The sequence below is a fragment of the uncultured Metabacillus sp. genome (assembly GCF_947503125.1).
Classification (GTDB): domain Bacteria; phylum Bacillota; class Bacilli; order Bacillales; family Bacillaceae; genus Metabacillus.
Window position 1 is genome coordinate 94,512 of the sequence record NZ_CANNCR010000007.1, and the last position, 24,282, is coordinate 118,793.

Sequence of the window (24,282 nt, forward strand, 5' to 3'; positions counted from 1 at the left end):
CCTCTTTCAGTTTTACTTTTTATACACGGTTATTTAACATTTTCAAGCAAAAATAAAAAAAGACTCAACAATGAGCCTTTACTTAATAGTCAGTAGACACTAATTCTTTCACAAACTTCAGCATATCTTCCCCAAAATTGTCATCATTATAGGATACCTGTATGTCATCTACATGTTTCTCTTCATGCTCATCTAGAACCGTCATAGATGTATAGTACAGCGTTTGTTGTAAGGCATTCGCAAGGCTCACAGCACATGCTAGGTTAGCTTGATAAAATGGATTATCGGGATGCACATGTAGTTCGCAAGCAACTGATTCAGCAATATCATAATTATTTGCAAATGCTTTTTTCCATAGTGGCAACAATATTTTTACTACTTCTTCTGCTGCTTTTGCATGCCGCTGATTATAAGCATGAGCATCTTTCAAACTCTTTTGTAATCTCTGGATATGCTGTTCCATATTTTCCATCATGCTGTCTCAGCCCCTCGTTAGTATATAACTAGTATATGAGAGTGAGAGAACAATCAGGACCAAAGAACAAGCTGTATTTCATTTTATTTAATCTCTGTTTAATTTTATTTCATTTCAATTCATTTTGATTCTTCTTCATCCCACCTTTATTGGCAATTCTATTATCTATATGTACAATTATTAATAACAAATCTTTTTTGCTATCCCTTACTTGGAGGTGTCGTATTGAATTTTCATGAAGAGACAATTGAGGAATTATTAGATATGTATTATCAAGGTATTTTGGATGAATTAAAGATATTAAGAATAGACATGGTAAAATTAGTCATCCACGATGAGCGAATAGACTCAACAATAGCAATTGATTTAAAAAGGGCAGGAATTGATACAAATAGTCCTGGCTGGTATAACAGTAAATTTGAAAAGTATGATTATCAAATCGATAATCCAAAGTTAAAATATTACCCAAGAAAGGGATTTTTCCAGAAGGAATATTGCGAGTTTTTAATCACATATTCTCCCTTTTACAATGATTCAATACAATTTAATTTTTCTATAGATTCGATTGATGTACACATTGGGGAGCCTAGCAATCTATTCAAACTCATGTTTAATCACATTATTTATGATGACCATTCAGACGGAACATGGGACATGTTTCAAACCATTTCACTTCATGGAGTAAAAGAAAGTGAAGCAGAAGTTATTCTCGAACAAGCACTGTATTATCTTTCACGAAAATTCCCTTCTGACTATAATGATTATCCAGAAATTATTACATTTTATGGGGAAGACGGTCAAATTGACCATTTTGAATACGATAATGACGATTCAACAGAACTATCTTATACAAAATCCCAATATAACGAGGTATTCATTTTTTATAATGAAGCAAGAAGAAAACATGACCCCTTATCTTTTTATAGGGTGTTAGAATATTTCTTTATCATCAATCGGAAATCTGAATTTAATTCCATTATTGATTATTATAATCAAGACAAAAATATAGATAAATTAATTTTAGATGTCACAAAAATCTTTAGAAAAGATGAAGAAAAATTGTTGGCTTATCTATTAAACACTTTAGATACTAAGGAAATTTTAAGCTTAGCATTAAAGAAAGGGCTAATAGAAAAGGAAACAAATGAGGATTTAGCTCAAAAGCTCTATAATTTTAGAAACAGTATCGTTCACTCCAAAAAAGAAGATACTAACAAATTTTTATTGCCAGGTCCGTTATCTTCAATGGAAAAAGACAAATGGCTACCAATCCTTGAAAAGCTCGCAATGAATTGTATAATGTATTTCTGCAATTAATCATAAAACTAATCAAGCTTGTACCGGTGTACAAGCTTGATTAGAATATTTTATTATCTGTAATTAAAACGAATTTCATCTATTAAATTAAGGATAACACCGTCTTTATTTATTATTCGAAGCTTTTGAAGTCTACTGATGCTTTCATCAAATTCATTTCTGCTGATTGCTTTCCCGCTATTTGTGTAAGGTAATTGATAGTTCAATTGCTTATACAAATCGTCAGCTTCGCATGTTCCTTTAAACAGATTTAATGTGTTTATGATATGTCCATCAAGTAACGATAGTTCAAATTTGAACGGATTAAATTTAAATACATTAACAATAACACGAGCAGCAACATAAGGTAATATTTCTGGTGTAGTTAATCCACCAGCAATCGCTACGGTAGAATCAGTTAGAGAATCTAGCATCTGCTTTATATTGAACCGAACATTTCCTGGTTTGTAATTAGCTACACTACTTAATCTTGATTGAGAATGATTTAGTTGAGTGTAAGTCATCATTAATTCTTCTTCTTTAGAACTTGGAGCACTAACAGTCACTGAATCGAATACTGCATTAAAGATAATTTCTTTACCGCCACTAAGTAAATTGAATTCAGTTAATTCGCTTTCAACCATATTTCTAACTGTTACTGATATTTCTTTCTCTTTTTGTTGTTGACTTTCTGTATCTCTTATCCACATAATTCCCACTCCCAATATAAATATGAACACTAGATAAATTTACCAAATTGTACTTACAATTTCAATTTTAATTAGGAGTATAATATATTATTTAATCCATAGAATTGTTTCCACTATCCTATCAAACTTTTAAGTGTTATGATTTTAGCTATTTTAAATTTGTAAAATCTTCAATTAGACATCAACCAACTTCATTTGTTTTTACTCACTCATTAAAACATCATGTCATCCAATTTTTCTGAAACATCCTGTAAAGTATCCATTGCATACCGCCTGGTGATTTCTATCGATTCATGACCTAAAATATTCGCTACACTCACGATATCAAGTCCTTGACCCTTGATTAGATTACGAGCGTAAGTATGTCTAAACACATGGGCATGTAAATGGATTTGTTCTTCTTCTGGTAACAACGCATTATACAATTTTCAGACCTTCTCTACGACCCGTTGAAGCGAGCGTTTCTCCATTCTTTTTTTGAAATTAGATAAAAATAATGCTTTATCGTTATCTTCTCTGGTATCCAGGTACTGCTGCACATAGAATTTTGCTTCTTTCGGAAACGGAACTTTTCTTGGTTTATTTCCTTTTCCTCTGACTGAAATGACTCCACCTCTTTTGAAAACTAAGTCTTTGCGATTCAACCGTTCGCATTCCTCGATTCGAATCCCAGTATATGCCAACAGATGAATAATTGCCATGGTTCGTTTATTCCCTGTGTTTTCGGCAGTTCTCAAGACACCTCGTAATTGATTTTTAGTTAATGCTTTTATTTCTAAATCAAATACACTTGATTTCTTTGGTTTTCGGATATGACTGCATATGTGCTCCATCCCATTTGCTATCGTAAATTGCTTAATGGCATTAAAATGGCGGATAACGGTATTGTGTGATTTCTCTTCTTTTTCCATGAAATTGATGTATCCTTGAACATCACTTCTCAACAAATCATAAAGCGACCGGTTATGGTCATCGAGATATTTTTCAAACTTTTTTACATCCGCTAGATATCCATCTATGGTTTGGTCAGCTTTTCCATGTTCGATTAAATAGTGTTCAAACTTTTGAAGTGGGTTAAAATCTACTTCGAATAATTGTGCGACACTTTTTTTCTCCATTCAGATACCCTCTTTCTATATAATTTTGACTCATTTACTCTCTTATTTGACATAAAAATCTAGTTATATGACACTTATAAATTAAAATAAAAAAAGAGAACTCCTCTTTAAAGGATTGTTCTCTAGGTATTTTTTGTTAAATTAATATCAGCCAAACATGATTGTTCTAAATACTATTTGCCTGCCTTAGAAACTTAATTTTATCCATATAATATTTTATATAATTTTCTTATTTCTTCTTTAGCCTGTCCATTGTAATCACCACTAATATCATCTTCGCTTTCTAGTTCGAAAGAATAGCTTGGGCTAAAAACATTTCCCGTCAGTTTGTAGTCTTGCTTATAATACTCTATTCCCCAACCTCTTTTGAATCTTCCTAGAGATACAAATATTACTTTCCTTACTCCTGCATGAAATAACAGATTTCTAAGGGTTTCAAATGAAGTACCATTGGTCAAGTAATCATCTATAACGCAAATTACCTTTCCTTTTAACTTATTATTTTTTTTATACTCTGGATTGATGTTGATACTTGGAAAATGCCTAGAACAATATAATCTGTCATCATTATTTGTAAATGAGTGACTTTTTCTAATAGCAGTGTGTCTGACAAAAAGAGGAGCAGTTAATTTTTTCCCCATTAAAATCCTAGCTCTTTCTTTTAATGCCCAAAGGTCTTGATTTATTTCAGTTCCAGATGATGGCATTATCGCCCATATATCAACTTCTTTAAAAACTGAATTATGAATTATAGAGGCTAAAAAGTGCAACTGTAAAACCTTAAAGTATTGTTTATTACCAAATTTGAGTAAGCTTCTAAAACCATCTACTATCTCTTTTTCTGATTTTGTTACATCACCCTTTGTATTGGCACTAGTTAAAGAATAGACTTTTGCATTTTCATCGATATCAAGTTCGTAAAACCAAACCTTTTGATTCTTAATAATCTGAATAACCTTATAAAGAGCTTTTGGTGAGGGAATTACGAGCCCGTATTTGGAAGGTAATTCATCCTGTACATCTGACCATTCTGGTGTTAAGAGTGCTGTTTTTGTACTTGCAGCGATTCTTAAATCATCATCGTTACTTCCGACTATAATATATGTACCTGAGTTATCATTTTTCACTAAATCTCTTACTTGCCATCTATAACAGAATTCTACAAATTCAAACTCCTTGATTATATCTGCTATTTTGGAACGGTCATGTGACATAATAATGATTTTATCACCGTCATTATTCAATTTCTTCAATAATTTTTTTATGCCGTTATAAATTTCATTTTCTTTATTTATTAAGGTAGCAGTTGGAAAAACGATGGTCTTACTCATGCCCTCTTTCCCCCTCGATGTAATCTAAAATAATAGAATTTACCAGGTCATCTACAGAAACACCTTTATTCTTAGATACGAATTCAAGTTGATTAATCAAATCAGCGTCTATACTAATGTTCGTAAAGTGTTTTTTATTAAACGCAGTTTTTAATACATCACTAGCATCTTTTATAGGAATAGCACTTTCAGTTTTTAATAATTTTTGGACTCCTGATGAAAGATTTCCATCTTTTCCGTTATCAGAAGGGCAAAAAATTTTTTTCCCTTGTGTATAGGCAAACCGAGCAGTATGCATAGTACCACTTTTCTCGCTGGCTTCAAAAACAATTACCCCACTTGATAACCCTGAGATTAAGCGATTTCTAGCTACAAAATTTGATTTAAGACCTTTGGTTCCGATGGGATACTCGGAAAGTAAAGTTCCTCCATTTTCTAGAATAGCATCAGCTAACTTACTGTTTTCTTTTGGATATATAGTATCTAATCCATGAGCAAGTACAGCAACAGTTGTTCCTCTATTTTCCAAACATACTCTATGGGATTCAGCATCAATCCCTTTTGCTAAACCACTCACTATAACTGTATTAGCTTCAACCAATCCCTTTACAATTCTATCCACAAGATGAATTGAGTGTGGACTCGGATTTCTTGTTCCTACACATGCAATCGATTTATCTACATTTAGATTTTCTAAGTTGCCTTTAACAAATAGAAACAATGGACTTTTCTTAATTGCCTTCAAGTTAGCAGGGTAATCCTCATCATAATACGACAATATCTTAATGCCCTCATCAGCACTTTTTTGAATCAGATTATTTACAGCTTCCTCAGCCTTTTCAACCTTTTCTTCGTCGTAAAATACTTTTAGATGGTCATCGTTAAATACATTATGTTTGAATTGTAAATCAAAAGCTCCACCATTGAATAATGCGATTAAATCCTTATTAGAGAAATGATTAACAATATAATTTATTAAAGCACCATCTATACCCAAATGCTTTAATATTAAAAGTTCTTTAAGCATCCTTATCCTCCAGGTATTACAATTATTTAAGCTTTAATTCTGGTTCCATGATTGAAAATATTCATTGTTTTATACAAAAAAGTTATAATCCAATTTTACCACATTTACATAAAGTTACTTTCATCAGATATTAAGTATTACTCATTAAGTCGAAACTTGTTAACCCGTTCTAACTGAAACTTCCCTTACTTCTACATAGAAAAGAACTTAGACGCTTGTCCAAGTTCTTTTCTGGTCGTTTTTCATTTAAGCTCAACTTCCAAACCCTTTCATATCAACACTTCATTAGTTATGCTTTCAGTGAACATTACATTCGAGATGTGGTTTCGAACCGTTTTTTCGCTTATGAAGAGCTCGCTAGCAATCTCCTTTGTTGTCTTATCTTGGACTAACAATTCGAATACTTCTCTCTCTCTTTTCGTGAGTAATGGCTTTGATTGAAACTCTTTCTCTTTCAAGTATTGTAACCCTCCTTGCTAAGGTGAGAGCTGATCAAACGGATGGGTATATATTTAGTCAACATATATTATGTGTTTCTTCAGGTCACTGTGACAGAAATATGAAGGAAAAGGTGGTAAAAACCGTCTATTTTTTACAAATTTGCCAATTTCACCTGTTGCATTCGTTTTTTATCCTCTTTAGTCCATGGAATAGCTTTTCCTGTCTGCTTCGAGATCTGGACAATCGTTCCTCGGCCGACAAAAAGACTCTCACCATTTTGATTGATTCCTAAATAATGCAAGTCAATTGATGATGTACCAATTTTGTTTATTTTTACGTATAATTTGATTTCATCATCAAAAAAGGCTTGATTTAAGAAATCACATTGCAAGTCTGCCACAACCGGTATCTTTCCTCCATTTGCATCCAACCATTGCTGCATTAAGCCTATTTTTTTAAAGAATTCAATCCTACCTAATTCAAAATATGTAAAAGGAGCCGTATTGTTCATATGTCCAAACATATCTGTTTCGGAAAATCTAATTTTTATCTTATGATAAAAGGAAAAGCTGGTTAAATAAGATTCATCAAACCGATCAATATATGAAATATTTTTCAAAACGTTCAGTCCTTTCCACTTATTAATAAGAAAAGCGCAAGCGCCTTGCTCAGCCTAGGGCAAATAAGACGATTTAGAATAGAAGGCGTTCTTTGCCTTCAATTCCAAATCGGCTAGACCCTAGAGGGGCTAGGCGCTGGAGTTAGACACAAAAACTAAGTACAAAAAGTTTCTTTCTTAACGAGTAAGAAAAGCGCAAGGTGCTTAGCATTCGGCAACAAGCATAAGGTGAATAGGAATAGAAGGTGTTCTTTATCTTCAATTCCTATTTGACTAGACCTTAGAGGCAGTCAAAAACTAGGGCGGCCTTATCTCTTGACTGCACTTGCACATCCTGTGCTTCGCCGATGGCGCCTGGAGCTAGACACTAAAACTAAGTACAAAATTTTATACTTTCTTAAACTTCAACAAAGAAAAAGACTGACTTAAAAAAGTCAGCCCTTTCCTAAAACTGTTAACCTTGGTCACTGCCAAAGAAATTACGGAATGATTGAATAGTTGTATCACGGTTTAATGCTGCGATTGATGTAGTTAAAGGAATACCTTTTGGACATGACTGAACACAGTTTTGTGAGTTACCGCAGTTTGCTAAACCGCCATCACCCATAATGGTCTCAAGACGCTCTGATTTATTCATTTCACCTGTTGGATGGGCATTAAACAAACGTACTTGTGATAATGGAGCAGGACCAATGAAATTAGATTTGCTATTTACGTTAGGACATGCCTCTAAACACACACCACAAGTCATACATTTTGAAAGTTCATAAGCCCATTGACGTTTTTTCTCAGGCATTCGTGGTCCTGGACCTAAATCATACGTACCATCAATTGGTATCCATGCTTTAACCTTCTTAAGTGAATCAAACATACGCTTACGATCCACTTGCAGATCACGTACAACAGGGAATGTACGCATTGGCTCAAGACGGATCGGCTGTTCAAGCTGATCAACAAGAGCCGTACATGATTGTCGCGGCTTCCCATTGATGACCATTGAACAAGCACCACATACCTCTTCTAGGCAGTTCATATCCCAGTTAATAGGTGTTGTTTTCTTCCCTTCCGCATTAACGGGATTTCGGCGAATTTCCATTAAAGCTGAAATTACGTTCATATTCGGACGATATGGTATTTCAAATTTTTCTTGATAAGGGGCAGCATCAGGTGATTCTTGACGAGTAATAATAAATTGAACGACCTTATTCTCACTCATTATTTATCCCCCTTTTTACTTTTAGAATAATCACGTTTACGTGGCTTGATGAGTGATACATCTACATCTTCGTATTTAAACTCAGGTGCTGTACGGTCTCCTGTGTAGCTAGCCATTGTTGTTTTTAACCATTCTTCATCATTGCGATCCGGGAATTCAGGTTTGTAATGTGCTCCGCGACTTTCATTACGATTGTAAGCACCAAGTGTTACGACACGTGATAATTGAAGCATGTTTTTCAATTGACGGGTAAATGTTGCCCCTTGGTTGCTCCATTTTGCCGTATCGTTAATATTGATGTTATCAAAACGTTCAATAAGTTCTTGAATTTTCTCATCTGTTTTAAGAAGTTTATCATTATGTCTTACAACGGTTACGTTATCTGTCATCCATTCTCCTAATTCCTTATGAAGAACGTATGCATTTTCACTGCCATCTAAGCTCATGATACTATTCCATTTTTCCTCTTCCTGTTTCACATAACCATCAAACACTGTAGACGAAAGATCCTCAGCACTCTTTTCAATGCCATTAATATACTTAACAGCATTAGGACCTGCAACCATACCGCCATAAATGGCAGATAATAAAGAGTTCGCTCCTAAACGATTCGCTCCATGCATAGAGTAATCACATTCACCAGCAGCGAATAAACCAGGAATATTTGTCATTTGGTCATAGTCCACCCATAATCCACCCATTGAATAATGGACCGCAGGGAAAATCTTCATTGGTACTTTACGTGGATCGTCACCCATGAATTTCTCATAGATTTCAATAATTCCGCCCAATTTAATATCAAGTTCTTTAGGATCTTTATGCGATAAATCTAAGTACACCATATTTTCGCCGTTGATTCCAAGCTTCTGTTCTACACAAACATCAAAGATTTCACGTGTAGCGATATCACGAGGAACAAGGTTTCCATATGCAGGATATTTTTCTTCAAGGAAATACCATGGTTTACCATCTTTATACGTCCAGACTCGTCCACCTTCACCACGTGCTGACTCACTCATTAGACGAAGCTTATCATCTCCCGGGATAGCAGTTGGATGGATTTGAATAAACTCACCATTCGCATAGTAAACACCTTGCTGATATACAATCGATGCAGCAGATCCTGTATTAATGACTGAGTTTGTTGATTTACCAAAGATAATTCCAGGGCCACCTGTTGCCATAATAACGGCATCTGAACGGAATGATTCAATTTTCATTGAAGTAAGATTTTGCGCGGTAATTCCACGGCACACGCCTTCATCATCAATGACGGCACCTAAAAACTCCCAGCCTTCATACTTGGTTACAAGACCGGCAACCTCATAACGTCTAACCTGTTCATCCAATGCATAAAGCAGCTGTTGACCAGTTGTTGCACCAGCAAATGCTGTACGATGGTGCTGTGTTCCGCCAAAACGTCTAAAATCTAGTAATCCCTCAGGAGTACGATTAAACATAACACCCATTCTGTCTAATAGGTGAATAATAGCAGGAGCAGCTTCGGTCATCGCTTTAACTGGCGGCTGGTTCGCCAAAAAGTCTCCACCGTATACAGTGTCATCAAAATGCTCCCAAGGTGAATCTCCTTCACCCTTCGTATTTACTGCACCGTTTATTCCCCCCTGTGCACACACAGAGTGAGAACGTTTAACTGGTACTAATGAAAATAAATCTACTTGAACGCCGGCTTCAGCGGCCTTAATAGTAGCCATTAAACCGGCTAATCCGCCTCCGACAACGATTATTTTACTTTTGCTCATTAAGCCCACTCCTTTTAATAGCTATTGCTAAAAATTACACGAATGCAAATATTGCTCGAACTCCCACGATTGATAGCGCTAAAAAGATCGCCAGCGTAACATAAGTGGAAATAACTTGTGAGCGAGGAGTAACAGTAATTCCCCAGCTAACAGCAAATGACCATAATCCGTTAGCAAAGTGGAATATGGTTGAAATAACTCCAATTAAGTAGAATGCTAGCATAAAAGGACTGCTTAAAATGGAAGCCATCATATCATAGTTTACCTCCGCTCCAAATGCAGCAGCTATTCTTGTTTCCCAAACATGCCATGCAACAAAAATAAAGGTAATAATACCTGTTACACGCTGAAGCATGAATAGCCAGTTGCGCAGAAAACCATAATTGCTTACATTGTTTTTAGCTGTAAAAGCGATGTAAACTCCGTAAATTGCATGGTATAAAAGCGGAAGGAAAATAACAAAAATTTCCAATAGATACCTAAAAGGAAGCATCTCCATAAAATGAGCTGCCTCGTTAAATGCCTCTGCACCTCTTGTTGCAAAGTGATTGACAACAAGGTGCTGAACTAAAAAGAGGCCTACAGGAATTACTCCTAGCAATGAGTGCAGTCTGCGATTCACAAACTCTCTGTTTCCAGCCATTAAACTTACCCCCTAGTTTCAATAATGCTCCTACAAATTTTTAAACCTACGCCTTCAAGTTCACCCATTAATCTTTTCCTGATAAAGTTAAACTTTAATCAATTTAAATACGAATGACCATATGAAAAAAAATAATGAGCGTAAACAGGCAGACAATATATGTACCCTCTGCCAGCTATTCAGATTAAATGTGACAAATACATTTTACTCCCATAAAGTAAGAGCGTCAAGAAAACGTGTTCATAAATTCTAATTTTTCGACAAATCTTATCGTATTTAATTTTATTTTATCAATATAGTGGTCCTCCAACAACAATCTCTATGTAAATACAAGAAATTATAAAGTTTGGGCTCCCGGTAAGGAGATAACGAAAATTGATTTATCCCTCCCCTTCTAAACTTAATCTATCTAAAATAGATTTTCCGCTTTTTTATTTGAAACAAACCTATTTTACTTAATATTACATGTTTTTCAGTACAGAACTTGTTATATAATAAGCTTAGAAAGAGGGGAATACCGTGAATAAACAATTAGAACTCGTAAAAATGGAAGAATTAAAAGAAATTCAGGTACCAGCATTTAGTTTGGAATTGTTAAGAGACGTGCTGCTTCCAGATATTCTTGGACAAGATCATCAGCAAATGCTCTATTGGGCTGGAAAAGGAATTGCTCGTAAATATCCCGTACAATCAATCGAAGAGCTCGCAGCCTTTTTTGAAGCGGCAGGCTGGGGAAATCTCACTTTACTACATAATAAAAAAAATGAAGTTGAATTTGAGTTAAGTGGAGAGCTCGTTTCAATTAGACTAAATAAAACAGATGATTGTACGTTTCAGCTGGAAGCTGGTTTTATAGCCGAACAGTTGCAATTGATGAACAAATACATCACTGAGACCTATGAACAAATCAAAAAACGTGCGGGCAAAGTTATGTTTATCGCACAATGGGACGAAAAAGATTTGCTTGATGAGGTCACCATCGGAAAACGCAGCAAACGTAAACTTTAAATGCAGTATGATGCTGTCTCAAAATGAGTCATGCCATTTTGAGACAGCCCTAATTTGGTTATACCCTTGCTGTTACTTTTGAAAGGTCAAAGGCGCTGTGAAGAATATCTACCGCTGTTACCATATGCTCACCGGAAATGACTGTAGATACTTTAATCTCAGATGTGCTAACCATTTTCACTTCAATTTCTTGTTCGGCTAGGACAGCGAACATTTCAGCAGCAACTCCAGGATTGGAAACCATTCCTGAACCGACAATGGATACTTTAGCAAGACCTGATTCAGATTCAATTCGTTCATATTTTAACTTAGACTTATGTTGCTCAAGAATAGAAATCGTATCCTCAAGATCGCCTGTTTTAATCGAAAATGAAATCGTTGTTTTATTGTCACTTGTCGTATTCTGAATGATAATATCTACATTCAAACCATGCTTCGCTAATGTTGAAAAAATCGTAGATAGTGTTGTTAATTCATTTGGCAGTCCTAAAACTGACACTCTTGTTACTTGATCCTCAAACGCAATCCCTCTTACAATTAGGTTTTCCTCCATTTTTGCTTCCTCCTCTATGATCGTTCCTCGTTCATTTTCCATGCTTGACCGAACCTCTAATGGAATATTATAATTTTTCGCAAACTCAACCGCACGCGGATGTAATACTCCCGCACCTAAATTTGCCAACTCTAGCATTTCATCATATGAGATTGCGTCAAGCTTTCTGGCACCTTTTACATATCGTGGATCTGTTGTATATACACCTGTTACATCCGTGTATATATCGCATTGATCCGCTTTTAAAGCAGCTGCAAGTGCTACTGCTGTTGTATCAGAACCGCCTCTGCCTAAAGTGGTAATTTGCAAAGTATCTGATGCGCCTTGAAAGCCGGCCACTACTACAATTTTCCCTGCAGTCAATTCTTTTTTTATGACATCAGGATTGATATTGGTTATTCTTGCATTTCCATGGCGTTCTTCTGTTTCAATTCCTGCCTGCCATCCTGTAAAAGAAATCGCCTTATATCCTTCTTCCAATAATGCCATCGCTAATAAAGAAATGGTCACTTGTTCACCTGTAGTGAGTAGCATATCCATTTCCCGCTTACTAGGTTTTGCCGAAATTTGGTTTGCCAGATCGACAAGCTGATCTGTAGATTTCCCCATCGCTGAGACGACAACCACTACATCGTTTCCTTTTTCTTTTTCTTGAATGACACGGTTAGCTACATTGAGAATTCTTTCAACAGAGCCAACAGAAGTACCACCAAATTTTTGAACAATAATACCCAAAATTACCTCACCCTTCTGTTTTTTTCAATGATCGGATTATGTCTGCTTGAAGGTTAGAGCCATTAAATGATTTTTTACAAACAAAAAAGCAATGAGACAAAAACATCCCATTGCTAACTAAACGAAAAAAATTCGTCTTTATACAATGAGATAGCTCTCCAAGAAATCCCTTTCTTGACAATTTTACATCTATTAAATGTAAAACCAGCAAGTAAAGCAAATGGTGCCTTACTCACTTCGGCGAACATCCCCTTTTACCAGCTGTCATTGGAGACCATTCCTCCTCAACCTGGTTACTCTTGAAGTTCGCACCTCTACCATCATTTAACAAACTAACGATCAAAGTATGAAATTACTTTTTACATTACCAAACTTTTTTTAAAAACGCAAGCATCATTCATTCCCTACTCTTTTAAGGCTTCAATGATTTGCATAGCAATGCTTTCAGGCATACCGGCTTCCCTAAATTCTTCAACGCCAGCTTCCTTCATTTTTTTTAAGGAACCAAAATGCTTTAGCAGTGCTTTCTTTCTTTTTTCCCCTACACCAGGTATATCATCTAAAACGGAATGGAAGGCATTTTTCCCACGTATCTGACGATGAAAGGTGATCGCAAAGCGATGGACTTCATCTTGAATTCTTTGCAGTAGATAAAATTCCTGACTATTTCTTTCAAGTTGAATCATTTCAGGCGGGGAGCCGATGATCAGCTCTGATGTGCGATGCTTATCATCTTTCACTAAACCTGCAATGGGAATATCAATCCCCAGCTCGTTTTCTAATACATCTTGAGCTGCAGCTAAGTGTCCTTTCCCCCCATCAATAATCACTAAATCTGGTAAAGGAAGCTCTTCTTTTAGAACACGGCTATAACGCCGTCTTACAACCTCTCTCATCGATTCATAGTCATCAGGGCCTTTAACACCTTTAATTTTATATTTACGATAATGCTTTTTGGATGGCTTACCATCTTCAAATACAACCATTGCTGAAACAGGGTCTGCTCCTTGTATATTTGAGTTATCAAAGGCTTCTATACGGTGGGGGGTATGAATACCCAGCTTATCCCCAAGATTTTCGACAGCTTTAATCGTTCTCTCCTCATCTCTTTCGATTAGCTGAAACTTTTCTTTTAATGCTATTTTTGCATTCTTATGTGCCAATAAAATTAAATCTTTCTTTTGGCCGCGCTTCGGTTGGAGAGTTTTTACATCCAATAGCTGTTCAACAACATCCACTTCAATACTATCTGGCAGTAAAATTTCCTTTGGCACAAAATGATTGGCCTTTGAATAAAATTGTCCTAAAAAGGTTAAAAACTCCTGTTCTGGGCTGTCATAAATCGGAAACATGGAAACATCACGTTCAATTAGTTTTCCTTGACGAATAAAAAAGACTTGCACACACATCCAGCCTTTATCATAAGCATAGCCGAATACATCGCGGTCCACATGGTCATTTAACGTCATTTTTTGCTTTTCCATTGTTGCTTCTATATGCAGGATTTGGTCCCGATATTCTTTTGCTCGCTCAAATTCTAATTCCTCAGAAGCCTTCACCATTTTTTCAGTTAAATCTTCTTTTATTTTTTTATATCCGCCATTTAAAAACTTAGTAATTTCCTCGACCATTTGCCGGTTTGTTTCTTCTGATACATCATTTACACAGGGTGCAAGACATTGTCCCATATGATAATAAAGGCAAACACGATCAGGCAGTGTTGAGCATTTTCTTAACGGGTACAGTCGATCCAGCAATTTTATCGTCTCACGGGCAGATTGTACATTGGGATATGGTCCGAAATACTTCCCTTTATTTCTTTTTACTTTTCTAGTCACAAGTAAACGCGGATGACGTTCATTTGTAATTTGAATAAACGGATATGTTTTATCATCCTTCAACATTACATTATATTTTGGATCATATTTTTTAATGAGATTTAACTCCAGTATCAGGGCTTCTAAGTTAGAGGAAGTGACAATATATTCAAAATCAACAATTTCATTGACTAAACGCAGTGTTTTTCCATCATGGGAACCTGTAAAATAAGAACGAACCCGGTTCTTAAGCACTTTTGCTTTACCGACATAAATAACGGTTCCTTGGCGATCCTTCATGATATAGCAGCCTGGCTGATCAGGAAGAAGTGCAAGCTTTTCCTTTATTTGTTCTTTCACTAGCAAACACTCTCCTAACTATTTTGTTTAAGACTTTTACTTCTGTTAAATAGGCAGTAATCCCCCACTATAATGATAATTTACCATGGCGGATTACTGCCTATTTGTTGTTACAACTATTTTATCATGTCTCCTCTCATTCGTCCTATGTTAAATAGTCGAATTACAAGTAATGATTTCCTAAGGAATAAAAAAAAGGACTGACAAAAGTCAATCCTCATTTTTATACATGCTTGTTTAAAACTTCAGCTAATGCTTCTTTTGGTTGGTAGCCAACGGCTTTGTCAACTACTTCTCCGTTTTTTAAGACAAGTAAAGTCGGGATGCTCATTACGCCGAATTTACCTGCAGTTTCTTGGTTTTCGTCGACATCAACTTTTACGATTTTCACTTTATCTCCCATATCTGAATCAAGTTCTTCAAGAACCGGAGCAATCATCTTACAAGGTCCGCACCATGGTGCCCAGAAGTCTACTAATACGACCCCTTCGTTTGTTTCACTTGAAAATGTTTGATCTGTTACATTTGTTATTGCCATTGTAATTCCTCCTAATTTGTAGGGTAAAATATGTTTAAAGTATAGCACTCACAATCGAAGTAAGCTAACAATTTGCTTCTCTATTACTTTTCCCAATGTTTCGCTATCGAAACATTGTTTTTTATCATACGAAAAGCACGCATTTGCGTGCCTCCCATATTAAGTATGAATTTTAAGTTTTTTAAACTCCTCTGTTAAGAGCGGAACGACTTCAAATAAATCACCGACGATTCCATAATCTGCAACTTTAAAAATATTTGCTTCCGGATCCTTGTTAATCGCTACAATGACTTTGGAATTTGACATACCAGCTAAATGCTGAATCGCTCCTGAGATACCGCAAGCAATATATAAGTCTGGTGTTACGACCTTACCTGTTTGCCCGATTTGCAATGAATAATCACAGTAATCAGCATCACATGCTCCGCGCGAAGCTCCGACAGCACCACCTAACACCTCGGCCAATTCCTTTAATGGCTTAAAGCCATCCTCACTTTTGACCCCGCGTCCGCCAGCAATTACTACCTTTGCTTCTGATAAATCGACCCCTTCAGAAGCTTTTCGTACAACCTCTTTTACAATGGTTCGTAAATCTTTAATATCTACTGATAGTGAGCTGGATGTTCCGTTTCTCGTTTCATCTTTTGGAAGTGGAGCAATATTATTTGGACGAATTGTAGCAAATATGATGTCATCTGTGACAATTATCTTTTCAAATGCTTTTCCTGAATAAATAGGTCTTGTAAATACGACATTTCCCCCTGCCACTTCGATAGCTGTTGCATCAGAAACCAAACCTGTGTTTAATTTTGCTGCAATTTTTGGTGATAAATCCTTCCCTAACGCAGTATGGCCGAATACAATGCCTTCTGGATGTTCATTTTGAATGACAGCTAAAAGCGCTTGAGCATATCCATCAGGTGTATACGTTCGAAGTTTATCATTTTCAACCGTTACCACCCTGTCTGCACCATATTGAATGAGTTCTGTTGATAAAGATGCAACATTTTCCCCCATTAATACGGCAACCACTTCTCCCCCTTCAGAAATGGTTTTCCCTGCTGCAATCGCCTCAAAAGATACATTACGCAATGCTTGATCGCGAACTTCACTTAATACAAGAACTTTTCTACCCATTTATTTTTCCCCCTGTTCTGATCATTTGATCCGATTCATTCTCCCTTTTAAATTACCTTTGCTTCGTTGCGAAGAAGTGATACCAGTTCTTTTACTTGATCTTCTAACTCTCCTTGTAAAACCTTCCCTGCTTCTTTTTTTGGAGGTAAGAAAATTTCAATTGTTTTTGTTTTTGCTTCAATATCATCTTCATCCAGATCAAGATCATCTAATTCAAGCTCATCAAGCGGTTTTTTCTTTGCCTTCATAATACCAGGCAACGATGGGTATCGCGGCTCATTTAGTCCCTGTTGTGCTGTTACTAATAATGGCAAAGTTGTTTCGATAACTTCAGAATCCCCTTCAACATCACGAACAATCGTCACGTCTTCCCCATCAATATCAAGCTTTGTAATCGTTGTTACATATGGGATGTTTAATAATTCGGCTAATCGTGGACCAACCTGTCCCGATCCGCCATCAATAGCTACATTCCCTCCGAGAATAAGATCAAAATCTTGCTCTTTAAGATACTCTGCTAAAATTTTTGAAGTTGTAAATTGATCACCAGCTTCTACATCATCTTCTATATTAACTAAAACCGCTTTATCACAGCCCATCGCTAAAGCCGTACGCAGTTGTTTTTCAGACTCTTCCCCGCCGATTGTGACAACTGTAACTTCCCCGCCATTTGCATCTCGCAGCTGTATTGCCTCTTCAATTGCATATTCATCATACGGGTTTATAATAAATTCGGCGCCATCCTCTTGAATTTGGCCATTAGAAACAACGATTTTCTCTTCAGTGTCAAATGTTCTTTTCATCAAAACAAAAATATTCATTTCCCATTCCCCCATGTGTCATTAAGTATTTTTGAAGCAATTCCTTATATGCTAGTTCCCCTTGAAAGTTGGTTTGCGTTTTTCAATAAATGCTGAAATCCCCTCTTTCGCATCAGCACTTTCAAAAATCTCACCAAAGCTTTCAGCCTCTTGTTTCATCCCTGCTTCGTATACTGATGTTTTACTGGTATGAAGCAGTTCAATCACCGCCTTGACAGAAAGAGGACTTTTTTGTGCGAATTTTGCTGCAAGCTTTTTCGCTTCTTCAAGAAGGCTTTCCTCTGGAAAGGAGTGGTTAGCAAGTCCCAGCTTTACAGCTTCGGCTCCTGTAATCGGTTCACTTGTTAGCATCATTTCTAATGCACGGCCTGTTCCAATATATTTTGGGAGTCTTTGCGTACCGCCAAAGCCTGGAATAATGCCAAGCTGGAGTTCCGGCAGGCCAAGCTTGGCATTTTCTGTAACTAGGCGAATATGACATGACATGGCTAGTTCCAGCCCCCCGCCTAAGGCAGCGCCATGTATCGCAGCAATAATCGGTTTTTTAAAAGTTTCAATTCTTTCAAATAATTCCTGCCCAGCCGCAGCCATTTTAGAAAATTCTTCACCTGATGGCACTTGAAGGAATTCTTTAATATCTGCTCCTGCCGAAAAAAATCTCCCTTCACCATGTAAGACAATCGCCCGTACTTCCTCATCTGTTTCCATTTCATCAAGCAAAATTGAAAGTTCTCTCAATACATTTGAGGATAGTGCGTTTGCTGGTGAATGGTCAATTGTCACAACAGCAACCTTATCTTCTTTTACAAGCTTTAAAAATTCCATGTCATTTCCCCCTCGCCTATCAGCTTTTACTCTAATGTATGTTTGTTTCTGACTTATTAAGTACTTTCGATTTAGATTAAGGTTTTTCCTTTACATATTTGAAATACGGTTTATCTCTATCTTTTCGTAAAGCCATATACAATTAAGTCATGAACCTTTTTTGCTTGTTTTGGTAAATCATATTTTTGCTCGTTCATAACCCAGGTTGTAACAGTTTCATCAATCGTTCCAAAGATCATTTGTCTTGTTAATCGAAGATCCAGATCCTCTCTAAATTCTCCCGTTTCCTTCCCGGCTGTAATAATTTTATCCACTACATTGAAGTAACCCTTTAATACCTCATTTATCCTTAAGCGCAGCTCTTTATTTGATTGTCTAAGCTCAAGCTGTGTCACGATCGCTAAATGATGATCATCAGCGAGCAATGAGAAATGTGTTTTAATAAGAGTAAATAGCTTTTCTGCCGCTGTTTCAGATGACTTTATTTCACCTTCGATTTTTTCGATAAAGATGCCCATTTTCTCTTGAAATAGTGACACAAGGATGTCTTCTTTGTTCTTGAAATACAAATAAATGGTTCCATCAGCAACACCTGCTTGTTTGGCAATCTTTGATACTTGTGCTTGGTGATACCCATTTTCAGCGATTACGATTACAGCAGCATCTATTATTTGTTTATATTTCGGTTTTTTCTGTTTCAATGGTCGACTCTCCTTCTGGAAATGAATGAATCATCATTCATGTTTCATGATAAATTTTCCTACCCATAATGTCAAGCCTCAATTCGTTTTTATATAATCCATTCACAAGAATGGACCCAATAAGGGTCCACTCTATATAGCCTTACTTAATCATGTATTAAAACCCTTAATTTGCGTTTTTGAATTTTTCTTTTTCCTCATCTATTAGGACACGCCTTAATATTTTACCGACGGCAGTTTTTGGCAACTCTTTACGAAACTCATATATGTGTGGAACTTTATATGCCGCTAAATGCTGTCTGGCATATTCATTAAATTCCTCTGGTGACGCTGTCTGATTATCCTTTAATACGATATATGCCTTAACCGTCTCACCTCGATACGGATCTGGTATCCCAGCAACAACCACTTCCTGAACCTTCTCATGCTCATAAAGAACTTCTTCTATCTCACGTGGATAGATATTATATCCACCAGCTATAATCATATCCTTTTTCCGGTCAACAATGTAGAAATATCCTTCTTCATCCATAAAACCGATATCTCCTGTAAACAGCCAGCCATCTTTGAGAACAGCTTCTGTTTCCTCACGCTTATTCCAATATCCTTTCATTACTTGAGGACCACGAATGACGATTTCACCAAGCTCATTTGGTTCAGCAAAGCCACCTTTTTCATAGGACAGAATGGCTGAATCTGTATTTGGCCACGGAACCCCGATGCTTCCTGTTTTTCGTTTCTCCCAAAAAAAGTTTGCATGTGTGACTGGTGAAGCCTCTGATAAACCATACCCTTCAACAAGACGCCCTCCTGTTATCTTCTCAAACTTTTCTTGAACCTCAACAGGAAGTGGTGCTGAGCCGCTTATACAGCAATTAATCGAAGAGAGATCGTAGTTTTGGATGTTAGGATGGTTCAGCAAAGCAATATAAATGGTTGGTGCACCTGGAAAAAGTGTCGGTTTTAGCTTTTCAATTGTTTTTAACGTGTCTGTTGCATCAAATTTCGGAAGGAGAATCATTTTAAATGCCTGCATAACAGACAGATTCATCACTGTTGTCATCCCATATACATGGAAAAATGGGATAATACCCAGGACAGATTCTTCTCCTCGCTTACATTTATACATCCAGTGAGCACACATTTGCGTATTTGCCGCAATATTTGTATGGGTCAGCATTACACCCTTTGGAAAACCTGTTGTCCCACCAGTATATTGTAAAATCGCAATGTCTTCTGAAGGCCTTATATCAGGCAAATCTGCTTTTGGCTCAGCTATGGACAGGATCTTCTTAAATAAATGTGTATCACCCTTGTGTTCAATATTTACAACGAGTTGATTCTGTTTTTTTTGAACAAACGGATATAGAAGATTCTTAGGGAACGGCAAATAGTCTTTTATTCCTGTAACAATAATATGCTTTAAATTTGTTAACGCTTTCATTTTTGATACTCTTGGATATAATAAATCAAGTGTAACAATGTATATAGACTCACTATCTTTTAGCTGGTATTCGAGCTCTCTTTCCATGTAAAGCGGATTTGTTTGGACAACAATACCGCCTGCTAATAATACTCCGTAATAAGCAATAACTGCTTGCGGACAATTAGGCAGCATGATCGAAACTCTGTCACCCTTTTGTAAACCAAGTGATTGTAAATAATTGGCCAGCTTTAACGACTGATTGCTAAGCTCTGCATAAGTCAGTTCTTTTCCTAGGAAATGAATAGCTTTTTTTGTTGGGAATTCAGCTGCGGCTTGAAGTAAATATTCATATAATGATGTGTCTTCAAAATGAATTTCGTGAGGGATTTCTTTTGGATAATGACGTATCCAAGGTTTCGGACATTCCATCTTTTACTCCTCCTCAAATGCTATTCTTTAACAGTACAAGCTATATGGATAAACTTTACCATTCAATCTTTATGTTTTTTTGCGGAGAGGAGGCTGGTATTGGTTTAGTAAGATGAAAACTACACTAATAGTCGTAAACAGACGTCGCTCTTCCCCTTCCCTTCTTATAAAAAAGTATAGCAGATTTTTTCATATTCAGAAATATAAATATTTTCAAATAGTATTAACACAAGCTCCTATTCTATAAAAGAAGATTTTTCAAGGGTAGGGTGTCCCCCAAGCTGCTATATTTAGAATTAATAAAGCCTGACATCTTTTAAATGCCAGGCTGAAAGTAGAGCAAAATGACTAATATTCGACATTGTTTGCTACCAATTGATATTCTAAAAAAACACTAAATAAATAATCCCTATTAGGATAAATAAGCCGCACAGCCCAAACATTACTTTAGCCAAAGTCTCCAATTTGCCACTCTCCCTTAAATCCCAGCTCCAATAACAAATGATAATCCGACAGATATCACGAGTGAAATAAAGCCAACAGCACGGTTATCCTTTTGGATTTCCTCATCAATTTTAAATTTTGGGGTCATAAATTCATAAATGAAATAGCCTAAAAGCAGCAGGATAAAACCGAAAAGTCCGGACCCCATCATTTCTAATAAGCTTTCATGCTGATTGATTGAAAATCTGAAAATATTGGCAATACCAAAGATTTTACCACCTGTTGCCATGGCAACAGCCATATTCCCCTTTTGAATTTCTTCCCAATTTTTATACTTCGTCACAAGCTCAAAGATTGTTAAAAACACAATGATACATAGAACAACAACGCTGTAGTAGGCAGCAATTTGAACTAATTCATTTTCCCAAAATCCTTTCATCATACCTCTCCCCGCTATTTGAGTTCAACAATGGTAACCCCGGTTCCACCTTCACCTGCTTCACCAAAACGGGTGTTCTTCACACTTCGATGGTTTTTAAGCAATTCCTTTACACCTGTACGAAGGGCACCAGTACCTTTCCCATGAATGATCGAAACTCTTGGGTAACCTGCTAAAACTGCATCATCTAAGTATTTTTCGACCTTAAGAAGAGCGTTTTCGTAGCGTTCACCACGTAGATCCAGTTCAACGGATACATGATAATCCTTTCCTTTAACTGTTGCGAGCGGCCGCTCCTGTACTTCCTGTTTTGGACTTTTTATATATTGAAGGTCCTTTTCCTTTACCTTCATCTTTAAAATTCCCATTTGGACCTGCCATTCATCATCATTCACTCTTTCAATTAAGTGACCTTTTTGATCGAAGCTTATCACCTTTACTTCATCACCGGGAGTAAACGTTTGCTTGACTGGATCCTTTTTTTCAACTTTTTTACTTTTCTTAAAGACCGGAACCGCATCTTCTAAACGTTTTCTTGCATCAATAAGCTCATGCTCTTTTACTTGTGCATGCTGTTCCTTTCTCATTCGTCTTAAATCGTGAATAATTTTTTCCGCTTCTTTTCTTGCTTCTTCAATCTTTTCCTCTGCTTTTCGTTCAGCTTTTTCATATAAAGCATCACGCTTTTCATTAAATTCAATGATTTGCTGCTGCAACTCTTTATGAAGCTTTTCAGCTTCCTTGCGGATATTTTCTGCTTCCTTCCATTCTTGCTCAGCTGTCTTTTTGCTTGTTTCTAATGAAGCGATCATTGTATCCACTTCTGTACGTTCATCGCTCATCTGTGCTCTAGCCATGTTTATCACATGTTCTTGTAAACCTAATCTCTTAGAAATTTCAAATGCATTACTTCGACCAGGTACACCAATTAATAACTTATATGTTGGGCTTAATGTTGTAATATCAAATTCAACACTTGCATTTATAACCCCGCTTCGATTGTAACCATAAGCCTTTAATTCAGGGTAATGGGTAGTGGCTACAACTCGTGCGCCTCTGTTATACACTTCGTCGAGAATAGAAATGGCCAGTGCTGCACCCTCCTGCGGATCTGTACCGGCTCCAAGCTCATCAAATAGCACTAAACTATTTTCATCAACCTGTTCAAGAATATCAACAATATTAACCATGTGCGAAGAAAATGTACTCAAGCTTTGCTCAATCGATTGTTCATCACCAATATCAGCAAATACATGGGCAAATACAGCAACTTCAGAGCCATCAAGGGCCGGTATTTGCAATCCTGCCTGTGCCATTAATGTACATAAGCCCAATGTTTTTAACGCTACTGTCTTACCACCTGTATTTGGACCCGTTATCACAATTGTAGTAAAGTCTGTTCCGAGTTCGATATCATTTGGAACCACTTCATCTATAGGCAAAAGTGGATGACGCGCCTGAAACAGCCTTATCACACCTTTATTATTGACGTTTGGCTTTGTTCCTTTAATTTGCTTGGCAAACCTCGCTTTTGTAAACATAAAATCCATTTCAGCTAAGCAATAAACATTTTGTAAAATGTCCTGACTATTTTCGGCAACCTTCTCAGAAAGCAGTCTTAAAATCCGTTCGATTTCCACTTTTTCCTTTACCTTAGCTTGTTGAAGGGTATTATTTAAATCTACAACTACTTGAGGTTCAATAAAAAGAGTTGCTCCTGAGCTTGATTGATCATGAACGATTCCGCCATATGATGACCGGTATTCCTGTTTAACCGGGATGACATAACGATCATTTCTAATCGTAATAATTGCATCGGAAAGCATTTTTGTTGCAGAAGACGAGCGAATCATCGATTCTAATTTTTCCCTTACCCTTGCTTCTGTTGTCCGAAGCTGCTGACGAATCCCTTTTAATGTATCACTCGCACTGTCAAGCACATAGCCATTATCATCAATGCATTGTGAAATGTTTTTCTCAAGGTCTTGCATGAGAATAATTTTCTCTGCAAGCACTGGGAGGTGATGCAATTCAATTTCCTCTTCAACCATTTTATCTATAAACCGCTTCATATTACGTCCTGCATAAAGTGTTCCGGCTACTTCAATTAATTCAGGTGCACTTAGCATTCCGCCAATTTTTGCGCGCTTAACAGCGGCTCTGACATCAACTAAGCCGCCAAGGGGGACATTCCCTTTTAACCGTAAAACTTTGGAAGCCTCATCCGTTTGCTCCTGGGCAATTAGGACTTCTTCAAAATGGCTTGAAGGAGTTAACGCTTTTGCTTTTTCTTTCCCTAACGAGGATGAAGCATGGTTAACAAGCTGGTCTTTTACTTTTTCAAATTCTAAAACATGTAATACTTTTTCCTGCAAAACCGTAAACCTCCTAGTAATTGCATGATCGTTTC

Annotated in this window: 21 protein-coding genes, 1 pseudogene and 1 riboswitch; of the genes and pseudogenes, 2 read left to right on the top strand and 20 right to left on the bottom strand. The window is 36.6% G+C overall.

All coding sequences use genetic code 11. The features are described from left to right. Positions 1–82 precede the first annotated feature (82 nt). Positions 83–475 carry a hypothetical protein gene (locus tag Q1B07_RS07685; RefSeq protein WP_299089482.1) on the bottom strand — a complete coding sequence of 131 codons (393 nt, stop codon included), beginning with the start codon at positions 473–475 and terminating at the stop codon, positions 83–85. A gap of 225 nt (positions 476–700) precedes the next feature. Here Q1B07_RS07685 and Q1B07_RS07690 point away from each other — a divergent pair, with 225 nt between their 5' ends. Further along, positions 701–1,792, top strand: a complete 1,092-nt coding sequence (locus Q1B07_RS07690; RefSeq protein ID WP_299089485.1) for a hypothetical protein — start codon at positions 701–703, stop codon at positions 1,790–1,792. Positions 1,793–1,845: 53 nt separating this feature from the next. Here the strand turns inward: Q1B07_RS07690 and Q1B07_RS07695 are convergent, their stop codons facing one another. The 9 genes and pseudogenes from Q1B07_RS07695 to Q1B07_RS07735 form a co-directional block, all read right to left on the bottom strand. Further along, positions 1,846–2,481 (bottom strand): hypothetical protein, encoded by a 636-nt coding sequence (locus Q1B07_RS07695; RefSeq protein ID WP_299089486.1) that lies wholly within the window; start codon positions 2,479–2,481, stop codon positions 1,846–1,848. A gap of 212 nt (positions 2,482–2,693) precedes the next feature. Further along, a pseudogene (locus Q1B07_RS07700) lies at positions 2,694–3,599 on the bottom strand (tyrosine-type recombinase/integrase). A gap of 200 nt (positions 3,600–3,799) precedes the next feature. Then, positions 3,800–4,930 carry a phosphoribosyltransferase gene (locus tag Q1B07_RS07705; protein ID WP_299089487.1) on the bottom strand — a complete coding sequence of 377 codons (1,131 nt, stop codon included), beginning with the start codon at positions 4,928–4,930 and terminating at the stop codon, positions 3,800–3,802. Beyond that, positions 4,923–5,957, bottom strand: a complete 1,035-nt coding sequence (gene dprA / locus Q1B07_RS07710; RefSeq protein WP_299089488.1) for a DNA-processing protein DprA — start codon at positions 5,955–5,957, stop codon at positions 4,923–4,925. The genes Q1B07_RS07705 and dprA overlap by 8 nt, the downstream gene beginning before the upstream one ends. Before the next feature lie 269 nt (positions 5,958–6,226). Next, positions 6,227–6,415: a LuxR C-terminal-related transcriptional regulator gene (locus Q1B07_RS07715; RefSeq protein ID WP_299089489.1), complete on the bottom strand. Its 189-nt coding sequence runs from the start codon at positions 6,413–6,415 to the stop codon at positions 6,227–6,229. 134 nt (positions 6,416–6,549) lie between these two features. Then, positions 6,550–7,017, bottom strand: a complete 468-nt coding sequence (locus tag Q1B07_RS07720) for a thioesterase family protein (RefSeq protein ID WP_299089491.1) — start codon at positions 7,015–7,017, stop codon at positions 6,550–6,552. A gap of 454 nt (positions 7,018–7,471) precedes the next feature. After that, on the bottom strand, positions 7,472–8,233 hold the full coding sequence (gene sdhB, locus Q1B07_RS07725) for a succinate dehydrogenase iron-sulfur subunit (protein ID WP_299089493.1): 762 nt from the start codon (positions 8,231–8,233) through the stop codon (positions 7,472–7,474). Then, the gene (gene sdhA, locus Q1B07_RS07730; protein WP_299089495.1) at positions 8,233–9,996 is read right to left on the bottom strand and encodes a succinate dehydrogenase flavoprotein subunit; all 1,764 of its coding nucleotides are present in this window, start codon (positions 9,994–9,996) and stop codon (positions 8,233–8,235) included. The genes sdhB and sdhA overlap by 1 nt, the downstream gene beginning before the upstream one ends. A gap of 34 nt (positions 9,997–10,030) precedes the next feature. Further along, positions 10,031–10,639, bottom strand: a complete 609-nt coding sequence (locus tag Q1B07_RS07735) for a succinate dehydrogenase cytochrome b558 subunit (RefSeq protein ID WP_299089497.1) — start codon at positions 10,637–10,639, stop codon at positions 10,031–10,033. Between the two features lie 546 nt (positions 10,640–11,185). On the opposite strand from Q1B07_RS07735, the gene Q1B07_RS07740 reads away from it, so the two are divergent. Beyond that, positions 11,186–11,647, top strand: a complete 462-nt coding sequence (locus tag Q1B07_RS07740; RefSeq protein WP_299089580.1) for a YslB family protein — start codon at positions 11,186–11,188, stop codon at positions 11,645–11,647. Positions 11,648–11,705: 58 nt separating this feature from the next. Here the strand turns inward: Q1B07_RS07740 and Q1B07_RS07745 are convergent, their stop codons facing one another. From Q1B07_RS07745 to Q1B07_RS07790, 10 genes are all read right to left on the bottom strand, one after another. Continuing rightward, positions 11,706–12,935: an aspartate kinase gene (locus tag Q1B07_RS07745; protein WP_299089499.1), complete on the bottom strand. Its 1,230-nt coding sequence runs from the start codon at positions 12,933–12,935 to the stop codon at positions 11,706–11,708. A 143-nt stretch (positions 12,936–13,078) separates the two neighbouring features. Next, positions 13,079–13,260: riboswitch (Lysine riboswitch) on the bottom strand. A gap of 79 nt (positions 13,261–13,339) precedes the next feature. Then, positions 13,340–15,112: an excinuclease ABC subunit UvrC gene (gene uvrC / locus Q1B07_RS07750; RefSeq protein ID WP_299089500.1), complete on the bottom strand. Its 1,773-nt coding sequence runs from the start codon at positions 15,110–15,112 to the stop codon at positions 13,340–13,342. Positions 15,113–15,335: 223 nt separating this feature from the next. Beyond that, on the bottom strand, positions 15,336–15,650 hold the full coding sequence (gene trxA, locus Q1B07_RS07755; protein ID WP_299089501.1) for a thioredoxin: 315 nt from the start codon (positions 15,648–15,650) through the stop codon (positions 15,336–15,338). Between the two features lie 159 nt (positions 15,651–15,809). After that, positions 15,810–16,787, bottom strand: a complete 978-nt coding sequence (locus Q1B07_RS07760; protein WP_299089502.1) for an electron transfer flavoprotein subunit alpha/FixB family protein — start codon at positions 16,785–16,787, stop codon at positions 15,810–15,812. A gap of 47 nt (positions 16,788–16,834) precedes the next feature. After that, the gene (locus tag Q1B07_RS07765; RefSeq protein ID WP_299089504.1) at positions 16,835–17,608 is read right to left on the bottom strand and encodes an electron transfer flavoprotein subunit beta/FixA family protein; all 774 of its coding nucleotides are present in this window, start codon (positions 17,606–17,608) and stop codon (positions 16,835–16,837) included. Between the two features lie 51 nt (positions 17,609–17,659). Next, positions 17,660–18,433, bottom strand: a complete 774-nt coding sequence (locus Q1B07_RS07770; protein WP_299089507.1) for an enoyl-CoA hydratase — start codon at positions 18,431–18,433, stop codon at positions 17,660–17,662. Positions 18,434–18,549: 116 nt separating this feature from the next. Next, positions 18,550–19,134: a TetR/AcrR family transcriptional regulator gene (locus Q1B07_RS07775; protein WP_299089509.1), complete on the bottom strand. Its 585-nt coding sequence runs from the start codon at positions 19,132–19,134 to the stop codon at positions 18,550–18,552. Positions 19,135–19,300: 166 nt separating this feature from the next. Further along, the gene (locus tag Q1B07_RS07780) at positions 19,301–20,989 is read right to left on the bottom strand and encodes an AMP-binding protein (RefSeq protein WP_299089512.1); all 1,689 of its coding nucleotides are present in this window, start codon (positions 20,987–20,989) and stop codon (positions 19,301–19,303) included. A 478-nt stretch (positions 20,990–21,467) separates the two neighbouring features. Further along, on the bottom strand, positions 21,468–21,872 hold the full coding sequence (locus Q1B07_RS07785) for a DUF350 domain-containing protein (RefSeq protein ID WP_299089513.1): 405 nt from the start codon (positions 21,870–21,872) through the stop codon (positions 21,468–21,470). A 14-nt stretch (positions 21,873–21,886) separates the two neighbouring features. Continuing rightward, positions 21,887–24,247, bottom strand: coding sequence for an endonuclease MutS2 (locus Q1B07_RS07790; protein ID WP_299089514.1), 2,361 nt, complete (start codon positions 24,245–24,247; stop codon positions 21,887–21,889). Positions 24,248–24,282 lie beyond the last annotated feature (35 nt).